This window comes from Paracoccus sp. NFXS7 (assembly GCF_040148865.1).
Lineage (GTDB): Bacteria > Pseudomonadota > Alphaproteobacteria > Rhodobacterales > Rhodobacteraceae > Paracoccus > Paracoccus marcusii.
On record NZ_JAKEKV010000006.1, the window covers coordinates 104247 to 120626 of the forward strand.

Genomic DNA, 16380 nt, shown 5'->3' on the forward strand with positions numbered 1-16380 from the left:
ATGAACCTGCCCGTCCCCGTGGCGACCATCGGCCTCCTGCTGGCCTCGAACATCTTCATGACGGTGGCCTGGTACGGTCACCTCAAGTTCAAGACCGCCCCCCTGGTGACGGTGATCTTCATCAGCTGGGGCATCGCCTTCTTCGAATACCTGATGCAGGTGCCCGCGAACCGCATCGGCTACGGCTATTTCAGCGCCGCTCAGCTTAAGACCATCCAAGAGGTCATCAGCCTCTCGGTCTTCGCGATCTTCTCCTGGGTCTATCTGGGCGAACGGATCGGTTGGCAGCACGGCGTGGGCTTCTCCCTGATCTGCTTGGGCGCCTGGTTCATCTTCCACGACTTCGGCTGATCGCGGGGGTGGCCCGGAGGGGGCGCCGCCCCCGCCGGCGGGGGGTCCGGGGGGCCGGCCCCCCGGCTCGCTGCGCGGGACGCAATCCATCTGGCGCATCCCCCCGCAGCCGCGCTATGGATTTCGTGCGGAGGTTTTGCAGATCGTGCATTCCGCCCCTCGAAAGGTCCGACCATGCGCACGCCCCCCCATCTTCTGACCCTCGTCGCCCTGTCCGGGGTGTCCGCGCTGTCGATGAACGTGTTCCTGCCCTCGCTGCCCGGCATGGCGCGCGATTTCCAGGTCGATTACGGCGTGATGCAGCTGTCGGTCTCGGCCTATATCGGGGCCAGCGCGGTCCTTCAGCTGCTGGGCGGCCCGCTCAGCGACCGCTTTGGCCGCCGGCCCGTGGTCATCTGGGGGCTGATCGGCTTCCTGCTGGCCACCGTCGGCACGCTGCTGGCGACCACGGCCACCACCTTCCTGGTCTTCCGGCTGGCGCAGTCGGTCATCACCGTCTGTATGCTGGTCCCCCGCGCCGTGATCCGCGATCTCTATGACGGCGATCGCGCTGCCTCGATGCTGGGCTACGTCACGATGGGCATGGCCGTCGTGCCGATGATGGCCCCCGTCTTTGGCGGCGTCCTGGACGAGCTGTTCGGCTGGCAGGCCAACTTCGCCGTCATGGGCCTTCTGGGCATCGCCGTCCTGGCGCTTGCTTATCGCGACATGGGCGAGACCGTCCGCGGCGGCGGGATGAGCCTGCGCGCCCAGATGGTCAACTATCCGATCCTTGCCCGATCGCATCGGTTCTGGGGCTATTGCCTGGCCGCGACCCTGTCGTCGGGGGCGTTCTTCGCCTATCTGGGCGGCGCGCCCTTCGTCGGGGAACAGGTCTTCGGCCTGACCCCCGCCCAGGTGGGCTACTGGTTCGCGGCGCCCTCGATCGGGTATCTGCTGGGCAACTTCCTGTCGGCGCGCTTCTCTCCGGTCATGGGCCTGAACCGGATGATCCTGATCGGCGCGGTCATCTGCCTCGTCGCGCTGTCGGCCGCGCTGCTGGTCGACCTGTCGGGCGTGGTGCACCCGCTTGTCTTCTTCGGCGCCATCGCGCTGATGGGGCTGGGCAACGGCATGGTCCTGCCAAACGCCAATGCCGGCATGATGAGCGTGCGCCCCGAACTGGCCGGGACCGCGTCGGGCCTGGGCGGCGCCCTGGCCGTGGCCGGTGGCGCAGCACTTTCGGCGCTGGCGGGCGCGCTGCTGCAACCGGGCAGCGGCGCCACGCCCCTGCTGGCGATCATGTGCGCCTCCGCTCTGGGCGGGCTGCTGGCGATCACCTGGGTGCTGCGCCGCGAACGTCAGCTGGCCCTGCAGGGCTGAACCCCTTGCCCGACCGCCTTTGCAACCGCTAGAACCGGCTTTGCAAACGGGGGACGGGACGTGGCGACACAAAAGATCTATGCCGGCAGCGCGCTGCGCGAAACCCGCGCCCGGGCCGCCCTGACCCAACGCCGCTTTGCCGAAAAGCTGGGCGTGTCCCTGCCCTATCTGTCCCAGATGGAGAACAACCACCGCCCCATCAGCGCGGGCGTCCTGCTGCGCCTGGCGCAGGAATTTGGCGTCGACCTGACCACCCTGGCCGCAGGCGATGCCGAACGGATGGTCATCGACATGCAGGAGGCCCTGGCCGACCCGCTGTTCGATGCGGCACCCCCTTTGGCCGACCTGCGCCTGGCCGCGACCAATGCCCCGGTGCTGGCCCGCGCCTTCCTGGACCTGTACCGCGCCCATCGCGAAGGCCAGGAACGCCTGGCCGCCTTGGACGAGGCGATCGGCGCCGCCAGCCAGAACAGCCTGTCGACGCCCTGGGAAGAAGTTCGTGACTTTTTCCACTATTGCGACAACTACATCGACGCCGTCGACCGTGCGGCCGAACGCTTTGCCTGCCCCGACGGGCGGCGGGGCGACCTCTGGGCGATGGCGGTCGCAGCCCTGGCCGCCAAGGGCATCCGTGTCCAGCTGACCGAGCTGCCTGCCAACGCGGTCTTCCGTCGCGACGGCGACCGGCTGCTGGTCAATGCCGCGGCCGAGGCGCCGACCCGCCTGTTCCAGCTGCTGCATCTGGTCGCCCTGGAACGCCAGTCCGACCTGCTGGAGGCGACCCTGGACCTGGCACGCTTTCGCAGCCCCACCGCCCGCCAGATCGCCCGCCTTGGCATGGCCAACTATTTTGCCGGCGCCGCGCTGATGCCCTATCGCGCGTTCATGGCCGCCGCCCAGGCCGAACGCCATGACCTGGAACGGCTGTCGCACCTGTTCGATGCGTCGCTGGAGCAGGTCGCCCACCGCCTCTCGACCATGCAGCGGCCGGGCGCCAAGGGGGTGCCGTTCTTCTTCGTGCGCGTCGATCAGGCGGGCACGATCACCAAGCGCCATTCCGCGACCCGCCTGCAATTCGCACGCTTTGGCGGTGCCTGCCCGCTGTGGAACGTCCATCAGGCGTTCGAGCAGCCGGGCCGCTTCCTGCGCCAGCTGGCAGAGACGCCGGACGGGGTCCGCTACCTGCTGCTGGCACGCGACGTCTCGAAGCATGCGGGCGCCTTCAACGCGCCGGTCCGCCGATTTGCCATCGGGTTGGGGGTCGAGGTCGCGCATGCGGGCGGGCTGGTGTATGCCGACGGGCTGGACCTGACCAAACCGCGCGCCTATCAGCCCATCGGGATTTCGTGCCGGATCTGCCCGCGCCCGGACTGCCATCAGCGCTCGGTCCCGCCGATCGACCGGCCGCTGCGAATCCCCGCGGATCGCGATGGCCCCCTGCCCTATGAAATCACTTAGGTTTCTCGCCCCCAGGTTGCACGATTGGCGGATCCTTGCCGATAAAGGCAGGGTTCCGCCAATGCGGGGAACCAGACCCCAGGGTCTTGTTGCCAAGAAGGCACAGCTGCTGTTTACCCGTGACCGAACGGAACAACCCGCCGAACTGCTGACAACGGCGTGCCTTCGAGGGACAGTATCTGACAATGACGGTGATGGATCGACTGAACGCGTCGCTGGAAAAGTGGCTGCCGGAGCAACGGCTTTTCCTCCGCTCGGATGATACGACACGCTTTGTCCGCCTACGCCCCGTGACCCAGATGGTCGGCATCAGCGGCATCACGCTGGTCTTCGGCTGGACGCTGGTGGCCAGTTCCTTCCTGGTCATCGACGCCGTCAGTTCGGGCAACACCCGCGAACAGATCCAGCGCAGCCAGGCCGCCTTCGAGGAACGCCTGGCCGAGCTGCAGGCCGAACGCGACGCCCGCGCCGCCGAGGCGCTGGCCGCGCAGTCGCGCTTTGCCGTGGCGCTGGACCAGGTCTCTCAGATGCAGTCGCAGCTCCTCTCCTCCGAGGAGAGCCGCCGCGAGATGGAGACCGGCCTGGCTGCCGTCCAGTCCACGCTGCGCGACACGCTGGCCGATCGCGACACCGCCGTCGCCGCCGCCGATGCGGGCACGACCCCCGCCCCCGACCGGACCGAGGAATTCTCGGTCGCGCTGGATATCCTGTCGGGAGAGCTGCGCAGTTCGGCCGACCAGCGGTCCGAGGCCGTCGAGGAGGCCGAGGCCGCCAAGCTGACCGCACAGGAACTGACCGTCGAGCGCGACCAGATCCTGGCCCGCAACGACGAGATCCTGACCCAGCTGGAGGACGCCGTGACCGTGTCCGTGGCCCCCCTGGACGAGGTCTTCCGCAATGTCGGCATGAACCCGGACGAGGTTCTGCGCACCATCCGCAGCGGCTATTCCGGGCAGGGCGGACCGCTGACGCCGATGTCCTATTCGACCCGCGGCAACGCGGCGCTGACCGACACCGAGCTGAAGGCCCGCCAGATCATCGTCACGCTGGACCAGATGAACACATATCGCATCGCGATCGAGAAGCTGCCGCTGGCCATGCCGGTCACCGACAACTTCCGCTATACCTCGGGCTTCGGCCGCCGGTGGGGCCGCATGCACGAGGGCATCGACATGGCCGGTCCCGTCGGCACGCCGATCCACGTCACGGGCGACGGCGTCGTGACCTTTGCCGGGCGCAGCGGCGCCTATGGCAACCTGATCAAGATCCGCCACGAGCTGGGCACCGAGACCCGCTATGCGCACCTGAGCCGCATCCATGTAAAAGTTGGCGATCGGGTGTCGCAAGGCGACCGGATCGGTGATATGGGGAATACCGGACGCTCGACCGGGCCGCATCTGCATTACGAAGTGCGCATGAACGGTCGGGCCGTGGACCCGATGAGCTTCATCAAGGCAGCAGACAATGTTCAGTAAGACCCGCGTGACCGAGACCCGCCCGACCCCCGACGCAGCGCCGCAGGCGGCCCCCGTCGCGCCAGAGCGCAGCACCCCCGAGGCGCAGGCACCGGCCGCCGCACCCCGTGCGCGCGTGGCACCCTCGGTCCTGTCGGCCGACCTGACGGTGACGGGCAACATCAAGACGCAGGGCGACATCCAGATCGAGGGCACGGTCGAAGGCGACATCCGCGCCCATCAGTTGACCATCGGCGAAACCGCCACCATCAAGGGCGAGATCGTCGGCGACGACGTCATCGTCAACGGCCGCGTCATCGGTCGCGTGCGCGGCCTCAAGGTCCGCCTGACCGCTACCGCGCGGGTCGAGGGCGACATCATCCACAAGACCATCGCCATCGAATCGGGCGCCCATTTCGAGGGTTCGGTCCAGCGCCAGGAAGACCCGCTGAACAACGGCGGCACCAAGAAGCTGGCCCCGCCGACCGAGTGATCGGCCCCTGCCACCCATCCCGACAAGGCCCGCATTTCGCAGGCCTTTTTCATGGATTGCGGTCCCCCTGCGATGCGGGTCCAATGCGCCTGAACCGCGGGACGGCGACGGATGCCCATGCGGGCGCGCCCGCCAGGGGATAGGCGATCACGGGAGAATATGATGGACAGCATTCTGATCACGGGCGCCGGAAGCGGCATCGGACAGGCCACGGCGCAGCTGTTCCTGGACCGAGGCTGGCGCGTGGGGCTGGTCGGGCGCAGGCCCGAACCCCTGCACCAGACCGCCGACGGGCATGACGGCGCGCTGGTCCTGCCCTGCGACATCACCGACGACGCCGCAGTCGAGGCGGCATTCGCGCAGGCCGTCCGCAGCTGGGGCCGCCTGGATGTCCTGTTCAACAATGCCGGACGCGCCGCCCCGCTGGCCGATCCCGACCATCTGTCGCCGGACGATTTCCGCGACGTGATCGCGACCAATGTGACGGGCATGTTCCTCTGCGCGCGCGCGGCCTTTGCGGCGATGCGGGCGCAGTCGCCCCAGGGCGGGCGGATCATCAACAACGGCTCGGTCGCGGCCCATGCGCCGCGGGCGGGGTCGGTCGCCTATACGATGTCCAAGCATGCCGTGACCGGCCTGACGCGCAGCCTGTCGCTGGACGGGCGCGCGGTGAACATCGCCTGCGGCCAGATCGACGTGGGCAATGCCGCGACGCAGTTGCTGCGCGAGGCCGCCGCCCGCGATCCCGATGCCGAACCGGTGATCGACGTCGCCACCGTGGCCGATGCCGTCTGGCACATGGCCACGCTGCCACAGGGCGCGAATGTTCAGTTCATGACGCTGATGGCGACCAACATGCCCTTCATCGGGCGCGGCTAGCCATAGCGGCGCAGCAGCGCGTCCGCGACCGGGGGGGTGACGAATTTCGACACGTCCCCGCCCAGGCGCGCGATCTCCTTGACCAGCTTGGAGGCGATGGCCTGGCGCCGGGCGTCGGCCATCATGAAGACGGTCTCGATGCTGCTGTCCAGGGCACGGTTCATGCCGACCATCTGGAATTCGTACTCGAAATCGGCCACCGCGCGCAGGCCGCGCACGATGATGCTGGCACCCACGTCGCGCGCACAGTCGATCAGCAGGTTCTCGAACGGGTGGACGACGATCTCTCCGCCGGTCTTGGCGACGATGGCGTCGCATTCGGCCTGAACCATGGCCACGCGCGCCTCCAGGTCGAACAGCGGGCCCTTGTCGCGGTTGATCGCGACGCCGATCACCAGACGGTCGACCAGCGCCATCGCGCGCTGGATGATGTCGATATGTCCAAGCGTGATCGGATCGAAGGTTCCGGGATAAAGGCCGATGCGCATGGATGTCGCGTCCTTGGGGTCATGGTCCTGACCCCAAGGCAAACCGCATTTGACCCCGGATTGCAAGATCGTGAACGGCTGCGACGATGCGTCAGCTGCCCATGATCATCCCAGTCAGGGCTTCCTTTTCGGCCGCCAGTTCCTTCAGGCGCCCGCTGACCGCATCGCCGATCGAGATCACGCCCAGCATGTCCCCCTGACCGTCCACCACCGGCATGTGGCGGAACCGCCCCTGGGTCATGCGCTCCAGGATGGTCAGCGCGTCCTCTCCGGTGGTGCAGGTCTGGACCTGGGTGGTCATCACGCCGCTGACGGGCTGGGACAGCACGTCGGGTCCGTGCTTGCCCAGCTGACGGACGATGTCGCGTTCGGACAGGATGCCTTCGGGCCTCCGGCCATCGGTGGACACGACCACCGCGCCGATGCGCTTTTCGGCCAGCAGCGTCGCGGCCTCGCCCAGGGTGGTGGTCGGCGCGATGGTCACGATCGTCGCGGAATCGATCCACGGCTTGGCATTGTCGGACTTCATCGACAGCAACTGTTTGACCAGCATCACGGGCCTCCCTCGGACTTGTTCCCCTTCATCATTTTCGCCAAATCGGTTCGCGTCAAGTGCGACCATCGGGGGCCGCGGAAAGCTGCCCCTCCAGCCGGGCGACCTCGGTGCGGATGCCCTGGGCCACCGCCTCTGCCAGCAGGGTCAGCCGGCGCGAGGCGCGGTCGTCGGCATGCCGGATCAGCCAGAAGCTGCGTTTCAGCGCGATGCGCCCGGTCAGCACGCGGCGCACCCCCGGCGCAAAGGGGATCGCGAAATCATGCACGATGCCAAGGCCCGCCCCGGCGCGCACGGCCTGCATCTGCACAGCCACGGAATTGCTGCTGATCTGGGCCGCCTCGACCCCCGTCGCGGACAAATAATCCAGCTCACGATCAAAGATCATGTCCGGAATATAGCTGATCATCCGATGCCCGCGCAGATCCTCCAGCCGGTCCAGCGGCGGGTGGCGCGACAGGTAGTCGTCATGCCCCGCCAGGTGCAGATAATAGTCGACCAGCCGCTGGACCATCAGCCGCCCCGTGTCGGGCGGCGACACGGCGATGGCCATGTCGGCCTCGCGCCGGGTCAGGTTCACGACGCGCGGCAGGGCCACGATCTGGATCTCCAGCCCCGGATGGGCGGCGCACAGGTCGCGCGCGACCTGCGGCAGCAGATAGTTCGCGCAGCCGTCGGGCGCCCCGATGCGCAGCTGTCCCGACAGGCCCGCATCCCCGCTGACGGCCTCGGCGGCGGCGGTGGCGGCGCGTTCGGCGGCCTCGGCCGGGGCCATCAGGCGCGACCCTTCGGCGGTCAGCTGATAGCCGCCGGGCGTCTTGAGAAACAGCGCCGCCCCGACCGACGCCTCCAGGCGCGCGATGCGGCGGCCGACGGTCGATGCGTCCATCGCCAGCCTGCGCCCGGCGCCGGACAGGCTTTCGGCCCGCGCGACGGCCAGAAAGATGCGCAGATCATCCCAATCCATCGCCGTCCTTTGCAAAAACGCAAAACCCTTTTGCCAGCATTCCCCTTTCTTCCGCAAATCCGCAAGACTAGGCTGCGCCCAACAGTTGCAGGAGGACGCGATGAAAGAGATACATCACTGGATCGACGGCAAGGAATACAAGGGCACCTCTGGCCGGTTTTCCGAGGTCTACAACCCCGCCACGGGCGAGGTTCAGGCCCGCCTGTCGCTGATCACCAAGGCCGAGATGGACGACGCCATCGCCCGCGCCGCCAAGGCCCAGATCGCATGGGGCGCCACCAATCCGCAGCGCCGCGCCCGCGTGATGATGGCCTTTGTCGGCTTGATCAACCGCGACATGGACAAGTTGGCCGAGGCCCTGTCCAGCGAACACGGCAAGACCTTCCCCGACGCCAAGGGCGACATCCAGCGCGGCCTGGAGGTGATCGAGTTCTGCATCGGCGCGCCGCATCTGCTGAAGGGCGAGTTCACCGACAGCGCCGGCCCCGGCATCGACATGTATTCCATGCGCCAGCCCCTGGGCGTGGTCGCGGGCATCACGCCCTTCAACTTTCCGGCCATGATTCCGCTGTGGAAGATGGGCCCGGCCCTGTCCGCCGGCAATGCGATGATCCTCAAGCCCTCCGAGCGTGACCCCTCGGTGCCGCTGATGCTGGCCAAGCTGCTGCAGGAGGCGGGCCTGCCCGACGGCGTGTTGCAGGTGGTGAACGGCGACAAGGAATCGGTCGACGCGATCCTGGACAGCGAGGTCATCCAGGCCGTTGGCTTCGTGGGCTCGACCCCGATTGCGCAGTACATCTATGAACGCGCCGCCGCGACCGGCAAGCGCGCGCAGTGCTTCGGCGGTGCCAAGAACCACATGATCATCATGCCCGACGCCGACTTGGACCAGGCCGCCGATGCGCTGGTCGGCGCGGGCTACGGCGCGGCGGGCGAGCGTTGCATGGCGATCTCGGTCGCGGTGCCGGTAGGCGAGAAGACCGCCGACGCGCTGATCGAGAAGCTGATCCCGCGGATCGAGAAGCTGAAGGTCGGTCCCTGGACCGCCGGCAACGACATCGATTACGGCCCGGTCGTGACCAAGGCCGCCAAGGAGAACATCCTGCGCCTGGTGCAGTCGGGCGTGGATCAGGGCGCCGACCTGGTCGTCGACGGCCGCGACTTCAACCTGCAGGGCTATGAGGACGGCTTCTTCGTCGGGCCCCACCTGTTCGACCGCGTGACCCCGGACATGGACATCTACAAGACCGAGATCTTCGGCCCGGTCCTCTCCACCGTCCGCGCCGCGACTTATGAGGATGCGATCAAGCTGGCTCTGGACCACGAATACGGCAACGGCACCGCGATCTATACCCGCGACGGTGATACGGCGCGAGACTTCGCGAACCGCATCAACATCGGCATGGTGGGCATCAACGTGCCGATCCCGGTGCCGCTGGCCTATCACACCTTCGGCGGCTGGAAGAAATCGGGCTTCGGCGACCTGAACCAGCACGGCCCCGATGCGTTCCGCTTCTATACGCGGACCAAGACCGTGACGGCGCGCTGGCCGTCGGGGATTAAGGAAGGCGGAGAGTTCAACTTCAAGGCCATGGACTGACGCCGGAACCGGCCCTCCCGATGCGGGGGGCGCTGCGCGGGGGGTCCGGGGGGCAGCCAGCCCCCCGGCACCTCGCGGGACGCAAGCCCGGCGCGTCGTGGCAACCAGGACGGACCTATGTCGACTGATCCCGACTTCACCCTGGGCATCGAGGAGGAATATCTCCTTGTCGACGCCGACACGCTGCAGCTGGCCGCGGCGCCGGAAACGCTGATGCAGGCGCTCACGGCCGATCTGGGCGAGCAGGTCAGCCCCGAATTCCTGCGCTGCCAGGTCGAGATCGGCACCCCGGTCAGCGCCGACATCCGCGCCGCGGGCGATCACCTACGCCACCTGCGCGGCACCGTCGCCCGGCGCGCCGCGGAACATGGGTTGGCGCCCATCGCGGCCTCCTGCCACCCGCAGGCCGACTGGCGCGAACAGGATCATACCGACAAGGACCGCTACAATCAGCTGTCGCGCGACATGGGCGGCGTGGCGCGGCGCATGCTGATCTGCGGCATGCATGTCCATGTGGGCATCCCAGACCCTGCGCAGCGCATCGACCTGATGAACCAGCTGGCCTATTTCCTGCCGCATCTGCTGGCCTTATCCGCCTCCAGCCCCTTCTGGATGGGCGAGGATTCGGGCCTTGCCTCGTACCGCACCACGGTCTTCGGCGACATGCCCCGCACCGGCCTGCCGCCGCAGATGGGCAGCTGGGACGAATTCGAACGCTCGGTCCAGGCCCTGACCGACCTTGGCATCATCGAGGACAGCAGCAAGATCTGGTGGGACCTGCGCCCCAGCAGCAAGTATCCCACGCTGGAGACCCGCATCTGCGACGCCTGCCCGCGGATCGAGGATGCGTTGACCCTGGCTGCCCTGATCCAGACCACGCTGCGCATGCTGTGGCGCCTGTCGCGCGCCAATCAGCGCTGGCGGCAGTACGAGCCCTTCCTGCTTGCCGAGAACCGATGGCGCGCGCTGCGCTACGGCACCACCGAGGGTCTGATCGATTTCGGCGCGGGGCGGATCATCCCCTTCGAGCAGATCGCCGATGACTGGCTGGGCCTGGTCGCGCAGGATGCCGATGCGCTGGACTGTCAGCCCCATGTCGCCCGCCTGCGCGAGATGGTGGCGCATGGCACCGCGGCCGAGGCGCAGCGCGCCGTCCATGCCCGCGCCCGTCAGGCCGGGGCCGACCGCGACGACGCCTTGCGCGCCGTCACCCGCCATCTGGTGCAGGAGTTCACCCGCGACCTCTGACCGCTTGCAACACTGTCGCAACATCTGGCAATTAAACACACGTTCAATTCAGACCGGCCTGGGGAGGGGCTGCCGATGGATTTCGCACTGACCGAGGAACAGCAGGCCATCTTCGACATGGCCCGCGATTTCGGGGCCGACCGCATCGCGCCCCATGCCCAGGACTGGGAGCGTCAGGGCACCATCCCGCGCGACCTCTGGCCCGATGTGGCGGCCCTGGGCCTGGGCGGCATCTTCGTCTCCGAGGATCACGGCGGCACGGGGCTTTCCCGTCTGGACGGCACGCTGGTCTTCGAGGCGCTGTCGATGGCCTGCCCCTCGGTCGCGTCCTTCCTGTCGATCCACAACATGTGCGGCGGCATGATCGACAAGTTCGGCAGCGCCGAGGCCCGCGACCGCTGGCTGCCCGACCTGTGTTCGATGACCCGCATCTTCAGCTATTGCCTGACCGAACCGGGCTCCGGCTCGGACGCCGCCGCGCTGCGCACCCGCGCCGATCGCGACGATCATGGCTGGCGGCTGAATGGGACCAAGGCCTTCATCAGCGGCGGCGGCTACAGCGACGTCTATGTCGCCATGGTCCGCAGCGGCGGCGACGGCCCCAAGGGGATCAGCACCGTCATCGTCGAGAACGGCACGCCGGGCCTGTCCTTCGGGGGGCTGGAGGACAAGATGGGCTGGCGCTCGCAGCCCACCACCCAGGTCCAGTTCGACGATTGCACCGTGCCCGCCGACAACCTGCTGGGCGAGGAGGGGCGCGGATTCTCCTACGCCATGGCCGGACTGGACGGGGGGCGCCTGAACATCGCCGCCGCCGCCCTGGGCGGCGCGCAATCGGCGCTGGACCGGACGCTGGCCTATATGGGCGACCGCCGCGCCTTCGGCAAATCGCTGGACCAGTTCCAGGCCCTGCAGTTCCGCCTGGCCGAGATGGAGACCGCCCTGCAATCGGCCCGCATCTTCCTGCGCCAGGCGGCTTGGAAGCTGGATCAGGGCGCGCCGGATGCGACCAAGTTCTGCGCCATGGCGAAACTGCACGTCACCGACCGCGCCTTCGAGGTCGCGAACCAGTGCCTGCAACTGCATGGCGGATACGGCTATCTGGCCGATTACGGGATCGAGAAGATCGTGCGCGACCTGCGCGTCCACCAGATCCTGGAGGGCACGAACGAGATCATGCGCCTGATCATCAGCCGCGCCCTGTTGGCGGAAAGGGCCTGACATGGACGACCTGACCATCCGCACCGCCGGGCGCGCCGGGCGCATCACCTTCACCCGGCCCAAGGCGCTGAACGCCCTGACCCATGCCATGGCCCGCGCCATCCACGACGCTTTGGACGGCTGGCGCGACGATCCTGCGGTCGCGCTGGTCATCATCGATGCCGAAGGGGACCGCGCCTTCTGCGCCGGGGGCGACATCGCCGCCGTCTATCACGCGGGCCGCGCGGGCGATCACCAGGTCGGGCGCGACTTCTTTCGCGACGAATACCGCATGAACGCGGCCATCGCCGATTTCCCCAAGCCCATCGTGGCTTTCATGCAAGGGTTCGTCATGGGCGGCGGCGTGGGGGTGGGCGGTCATGCCAGCCACCGGATCGTCGGCGACACGACGCGCATCGCGATGCCCGAAAGCGGCATCGGCCTGATCCCCGACGTGGGCGGCACCTGGCTGCTGGGTCGCGCGCCGGGGCGGATCGGTGAATACCTGGCGATGACCGGTGGTCGGATGACGGCAGGCGACGCGATCCATGCTGGCTTTGCGGACATGTACATTCCCGAAGCGGACTGGCCGGGCCTGATCGCCATGCTGGAGGACAGCGGCGACGTGACCGGCCTGCGCGGCCACCCTGCCCCCGCGGCGACGCTGGACCGGCGCGACCTGTCCGCCTTTGGTGGCCGCACCCTAGCCGATATCACCGCCGCGTTGCAGGAGGCGGGCGACGACGAATCGCTGGAGGCGCTGCGGCGCAATTCGCCGCTGTCGATGGCGGCAGGGCTGGCGATGGTGCGTGCGGCCCGCGGCGACGATTGCATGCAGCAGTCGCTGTCGCGCGAATACCGCTTTACCGCCCGCGCCACGGCCGAAAGCGATTTCCTGGAGGGCGTGCGCGCCCAGATCATAGACAAGGATCGCAAGCCCGTCTGGCGCCGCGACGCGTCCGATGACACGCTGCGCGCGATGCTGGCCCCGCTTGGGGATGACGAACTGCAATGGGAGACTGCAGAATGAAGATCGGCTTCATCGGACTGGGCAACATGGGCGCGCCCATGGCCGCCAACCTGGCTGCCGCGGGCCATCAGGTCACGGGTTTCGACACCGCAGCCCCCGCCCCCGCGGGCGTGACCCTCGCCGCCAGCGCGACCAAGGCGGTGTCGGGCGCGGATGTTGTCTTCACCATGCTGCCCAATGGCCAGATCCTGCGCGACGTGGCCGACCAGATCATCCCCGTCATGCAGCAGGGCGCGGTCCTGTGCGACTGTTCCACCGTCGACGTGGACAGCGCGCGCGCCGTGGCGCAAGCGGCCCGCGCAGCGGGGCTGGGTGCGCTGGACGCGCCCGTCTCGGGCGGCACCGGCGGCGCACAGGCCGGCACCCTGACCTTCATGGTGGGTGGCGCCGAAGCCGATTTCGCCACCGTCCAGCCGCTGTTCGCGATCATGGGCCAGAAGGCCGTCCATTGCGGCGACAGCGGCGCCGGACAGGCGGCCAAGATCTGCAACAACATGATCCTGGGCGTCACCATGATCGCAACCTGCGAAGCCTTTGCCTTGGCCGACAAGCTGGGGCTGGACCGCCAGAAGATGTTCGACGTCGTGTCGACCAGTTCGGGCTATAGCTGGTCGATGAACGCCTATTGCCCGGCGCCGGGCGTGGGCCCTGTCAGCCCCGCGGACAACGGCTACAAGCCCGGATTTGCCGCCGAACTGATGCTCAAGGATCTTGGCCTGTCCCAGCAGGCGGCCGAATCGGTCGGCGCGCAGACCCCGATGGGGGCGTTGGCGCATCAACAATATGACGACTTCGTCACCCGCGAAGACGGCCGGGGACAGGATTTTTCGGCCATGCTGCCCCGATTTACGGCGCGGAACGGTTGATCGGAACGGGTTGTTAACCCCTGCCGTGGTGATATGCGGTGGCGAGCCTGCGAACGGGGTGCAGCCATCATGGACCGGATCTTGCGACGTCTCTCCTCCGCCCTGCTGATCGGCGCATGCGCGCTGGTCCCTCAGGACGGCTTTGCCCAGCAGCGCCCCACCGTCGGTGAGGTGCCGGCGCCCGAGCAGGTTCGCCAGATCGACAAGCCCGGCGCCGTGGGCCTTGGGCCGCAGCTGCCGGGCAGCGTCTATGCCGTCGTATCGGGCCATCTGGTCCGCATCCAGATCGGCAGCGGCAAGATCCTGTCGATCCTGCGGCCCCTGCCCGACTGAACGTGGCAGTTCCGCATCGGCATGCCTGCCATGCGGCGTCGCAGCGGAACCCGTCAGGCAATCCCGGGTTGACCCGTTGTAACTGATCCGAGGACATGATGACGCCGCTGCACCCCCTTGCCGCCGTGGCGGCCGGGACAATGCTCGGCCTCGCCGCCCTGACCGCCCCCAACACCACGCCGACCCGTGGCCTGCAGGCCGTGCCGGCATGCACGACGGAATGTCTGGGCGGGAATGCGACCATGCCGATGGTCGGTGACAGCGTTCCGGAGGACCAGCTGCATCGTGTCAGCGCACCGGGCCGCTATGGCCTGTCTCAGGCGCCCGATGGCGACAGCTATGCCGTGGTCGGTGGCCATCTGGTGCGGATCGATGCCGATGATGGGCGTATCCTGTCGGTGCTGCGACCCGCACCGCGGATTCTGGACTAACCGTCCAACAAGGCGCGCGCAGCCTCGGTCGCGGCATCGGTGACACGGTCGCCTGACAGCATGCGCGCGATCTCGGCCACGCGCTCGGGTTCGGGCAGCGGCGTGACGGTCGAGGTGGTCATCCCGTCGGTCACTGATTTCGACACACGGAAATGCACCGCGCCCAAGGCCGCGACCTGCGGCGAATGGGTGATGACCAGCACCTGCGCACCATCCGCCAGATTCTGCAGACGGCGGCCGACGGCATCGGCGGTGGCCCCGCCGACCCCGCGATCGATCTCGTCGAAGATCATGACCAGCGCGTCGTTCCCCCGCGCAAGACAGACCTTCAGCGCCAGCAGAAAGCGGGACAGTTCGCCACCGGAGGCGATCTTGTCCAGCGGCCCCGACGGCGCGCCCGGGTTGGTCGCCACCGTGAACGCCACGGTATCGCGCCCGTCCGGCCCGGGTTCGGCGGGCGACACGACGGTGCGAAAGACCGCACGTTCCATCTTCAGCGGCACCAATTCAGCGGTCACGGCGCGGTCCAACCGGGTCGCGGCTTCGGTGCGGGCGGCGGTCAGCGCATCAGCCGCGGCATCATAGTCCGCCTGAGCGTCCCGCGCGGCACGGCGCAGGTCGCCCATCCGCGCCTCGCTGGCGTCCAGACGCTCCAGCCGGTCGCGCAGCTGCTGCGCCAGCCCGGCCAGATCGTCGGGCAGGATGTCATGCTTTCGCGCCAAGGCACGCAGCGCGAACAGACGCTCCTCAGTCGATTCCAGCGCGTGCGGATCGAAATCCAGCGCGGCCAGCGTGTCCTCGACCCCGCGGGTGGCCTCGCCCAGCTCGATCAGCGCGCGTGACAGGGCGGCCAGGGGCTCGTCCAGTCGACCTTCGGCCTGCTCGGATGCGCCCTCCAACCAGCGCGCGGCGTCGACCATCGCGCCTTCGGCACCGTCTCCCGCCAGCATTTGCAGAGCGCGCGCCACGTCATCCCGGATGCGCTCCGCGCCCTGCATGGCGCGGCGCGCGATGTCCAGGCGCTGTTCCTCGCCGGGTTCGGGGGCCAGCTTGTCCAGTTCCGCTACGGCGTGGCGGAGGAACTCCTCCTCCTGCCGGGCGGCGGCCAGCGCGGCCTCGGCCTCGGCCAGTGCCCGGTCCGCATCGCGCCGTGCGGCCCAGGTCCGGCGGACCGCCGACAGGTCCATCGCGCCGAACGCGTCCAGCAGGGTGCGATGCCCGCGCGGATTCAACAGCCCGCGGTCGTCATGCTGCCCGTGCAGCTCAACCAGGACCTCGGACAGCTGCCGCAGAACCTCGCCCGACACCCGGCGGTCATTGACCCAGCCCGTCTTGCGCCCGTCCAGCGTGTTCACGCGGCGCAGGATCAGTTCGTCGTCATCGATCGTGATCCCGGCCTCGGCCAGCAGGGCGCGGGCGGGATGAACCTCCGGCAGGTCGAACACCGCCTGAACCTCGCCCTGCGCCGCCCCCTGGCGGACCAATTCGGCGCGGCTGCGCCAGCCCAGGACGAACCCCAGGCAATCCAGCAGGATGGACTTGCCCGCGCCGGTTTCTCCGGTCAGCACGTTCAGGCCGGGGCCGAACGACAGCTCCAGCCGGTCGATCAGCAGCATGTCGCGGATGTCCAGCGATCTCAGCATGGGCCACGGCCCCTGCGCACGGCC

The 16380-nt window shown here is 68.3% G+C and carries 17 protein-coding genes; 13 read left to right on the forward strand and 4 right to left on the reverse strand.

What is annotated here, in order from left to right; genetic code table 11:
• From LZ686_RS11550 to LZ686_RS11575, 6 genes are all read left to right on the forward strand, one after another.
• Entirely contained in the window at positions 1-351 is a 351-nt protein-coding gene (locus tag LZ686_RS11550; RefSeq protein ID WP_127898173.1) for a DMT family protein, read from the forward strand.
• Between the two features lie 174 nt (positions 352-525).
• Positions 526-1713 carry a multidrug effflux MFS transporter gene (locus LZ686_RS11555; protein ID WP_139597708.1) on the forward strand — a complete coding sequence of 396 codons (1188 nt, stop codon included), beginning with the start codon at positions 526-528 and terminating at the stop codon, positions 1711-1713.
• 60 nt (positions 1714-1773) lie between these two features.
• A complete protein-coding gene (locus LZ686_RS11560) occupies positions 1774-3171 on the forward strand; it encodes a helix-turn-helix domain-containing protein (RefSeq protein WP_349547887.1) in 1398 nt (465 codons plus the stop codon).
• A 194-nt stretch (positions 3172-3365) separates the two neighbouring features.
• Entirely contained in the window at positions 3366-4646 is a 1281-nt protein-coding gene (locus LZ686_RS11565) for a DUF5930 domain-containing protein (RefSeq protein WP_045981163.1), read from the forward strand.
• The gene (locus tag LZ686_RS11570; RefSeq protein ID WP_045981162.1) at positions 4636-5118 is read left to right on the forward strand and encodes a bactofilin family protein; all 483 of its coding nucleotides are present in this window, start codon (positions 4636-4638) and stop codon (positions 5116-5118) included. The genes LZ686_RS11565 and LZ686_RS11570 overlap by 11 nt, the downstream gene beginning before the upstream one ends.
• Before the next feature lie 162 nt (positions 5119-5280).
• Positions 5281-5997 carry an SDR family oxidoreductase gene (locus LZ686_RS11575; RefSeq protein WP_349547888.1) on the forward strand — a complete coding sequence of 239 codons (717 nt, stop codon included), beginning with the start codon at positions 5281-5283 and terminating at the stop codon, positions 5995-5997.
• Here the strand turns inward: LZ686_RS11575 and coaD are convergent.
• The 3 genes from coaD to LZ686_RS11590 all read right to left on the reverse strand — a co-directional run bounded on the left by coaD (position 5994) and on the right by LZ686_RS11590 (position 8005).
• The gene (gene coaD / locus LZ686_RS11580; RefSeq protein ID WP_045999505.1) at positions 5994-6485 is read right to left on the reverse strand and encodes a pantetheine-phosphate adenylyltransferase; all 492 of its coding nucleotides are present in this window, start codon (positions 6483-6485) and stop codon (positions 5994-5996) included. The genes LZ686_RS11575 and coaD overlap by 4 nt on opposite strands.
• Before the next feature lie 91 nt (positions 6486-6576).
• Positions 6577-7038 (reverse strand): CBS domain-containing protein, encoded by a 462-nt coding sequence (locus LZ686_RS11585; protein WP_045981159.1) that lies wholly within the window; start codon positions 7036-7038, stop codon positions 6577-6579.
• Between the two features lie 55 nt (positions 7039-7093).
• Positions 7094-8005, reverse strand: a complete 912-nt coding sequence (locus LZ686_RS11590) for a LysR family transcriptional regulator (protein ID WP_349547889.1) — start codon at positions 8003-8005, stop codon at positions 7094-7096.
• 100 nt (positions 8006-8105) lie between these two features.
• On the opposite strand from LZ686_RS11590, the gene LZ686_RS11595 reads away from it, so the two are divergent.
• The 7 genes from LZ686_RS11595 (at position 8106) to LZ686_RS11625 (ending at position 14713) form a co-directional block, all read left to right on the forward strand.
• Complete coding sequence (locus LZ686_RS11595) at positions 8106-9605, forward strand: CoA-acylating methylmalonate-semialdehyde dehydrogenase (RefSeq protein WP_349547890.1); 1500 nt, start codon at positions 8106-8108, stop codon at positions 9603-9605.
• 117 nt (positions 9606-9722) lie between these two features.
• Positions 9723-10853, forward strand: a complete 1131-nt coding sequence (locus tag LZ686_RS11600) for a carboxylate-amine ligase (RefSeq protein WP_349547891.1) — start codon at positions 9723-9725, stop codon at positions 10851-10853.
• A gap of 75 nt (positions 10854-10928) precedes the next feature.
• Complete coding sequence (locus LZ686_RS11605; protein WP_349547892.1) at positions 10929-12074, forward strand: acyl-CoA dehydrogenase family protein; 1146 nt, start codon at positions 10929-10931, stop codon at positions 12072-12074.
• A 1-nt stretch (position 12075) separates the two neighbouring features.
• A complete protein-coding gene (locus LZ686_RS11610) occupies positions 12076-13083 on the forward strand; it encodes an enoyl-CoA hydratase/isomerase family protein (protein ID WP_295171091.1) in 1008 nt (335 codons plus the stop codon).
• Entirely contained in the window at positions 13080-13949 is an 870-nt protein-coding gene (mmsB, locus tag LZ686_RS11615) for a 3-hydroxyisobutyrate dehydrogenase (RefSeq protein ID WP_349547893.1), read from the forward strand. Before LZ686_RS11610 ends, mmsB begins: the two co-directional genes overlap by 4 nt.
• A 69-nt stretch (positions 13950-14018) precedes the next feature.
• On the forward strand, positions 14019-14282 hold the full coding sequence (locus LZ686_RS11620) for a hypothetical protein (RefSeq protein ID WP_349547894.1): 264 nt from the start codon (positions 14019-14021) through the stop codon (positions 14280-14282).
• A gap of 98 nt (positions 14283-14380) precedes the next feature.
• Positions 14381-14713: a hypothetical protein gene (locus LZ686_RS11625; RefSeq protein WP_349547895.1), complete on the forward strand. Its 333-nt coding sequence runs from the start codon at positions 14381-14383 to the stop codon at positions 14711-14713.
• Here LZ686_RS11625 and recN read toward each other — a convergent pair.
• Entirely contained in the window at positions 14710-16356 is a 1647-nt protein-coding gene (gene recN, locus LZ686_RS11630; RefSeq protein WP_252929918.1) for a DNA repair protein RecN, read from the reverse strand. The two genes, LZ686_RS11625 and recN, sit on opposite strands and share 4 nt — an antisense overlap.
• Positions 16357-16380 lie beyond the last annotated feature (24 nt).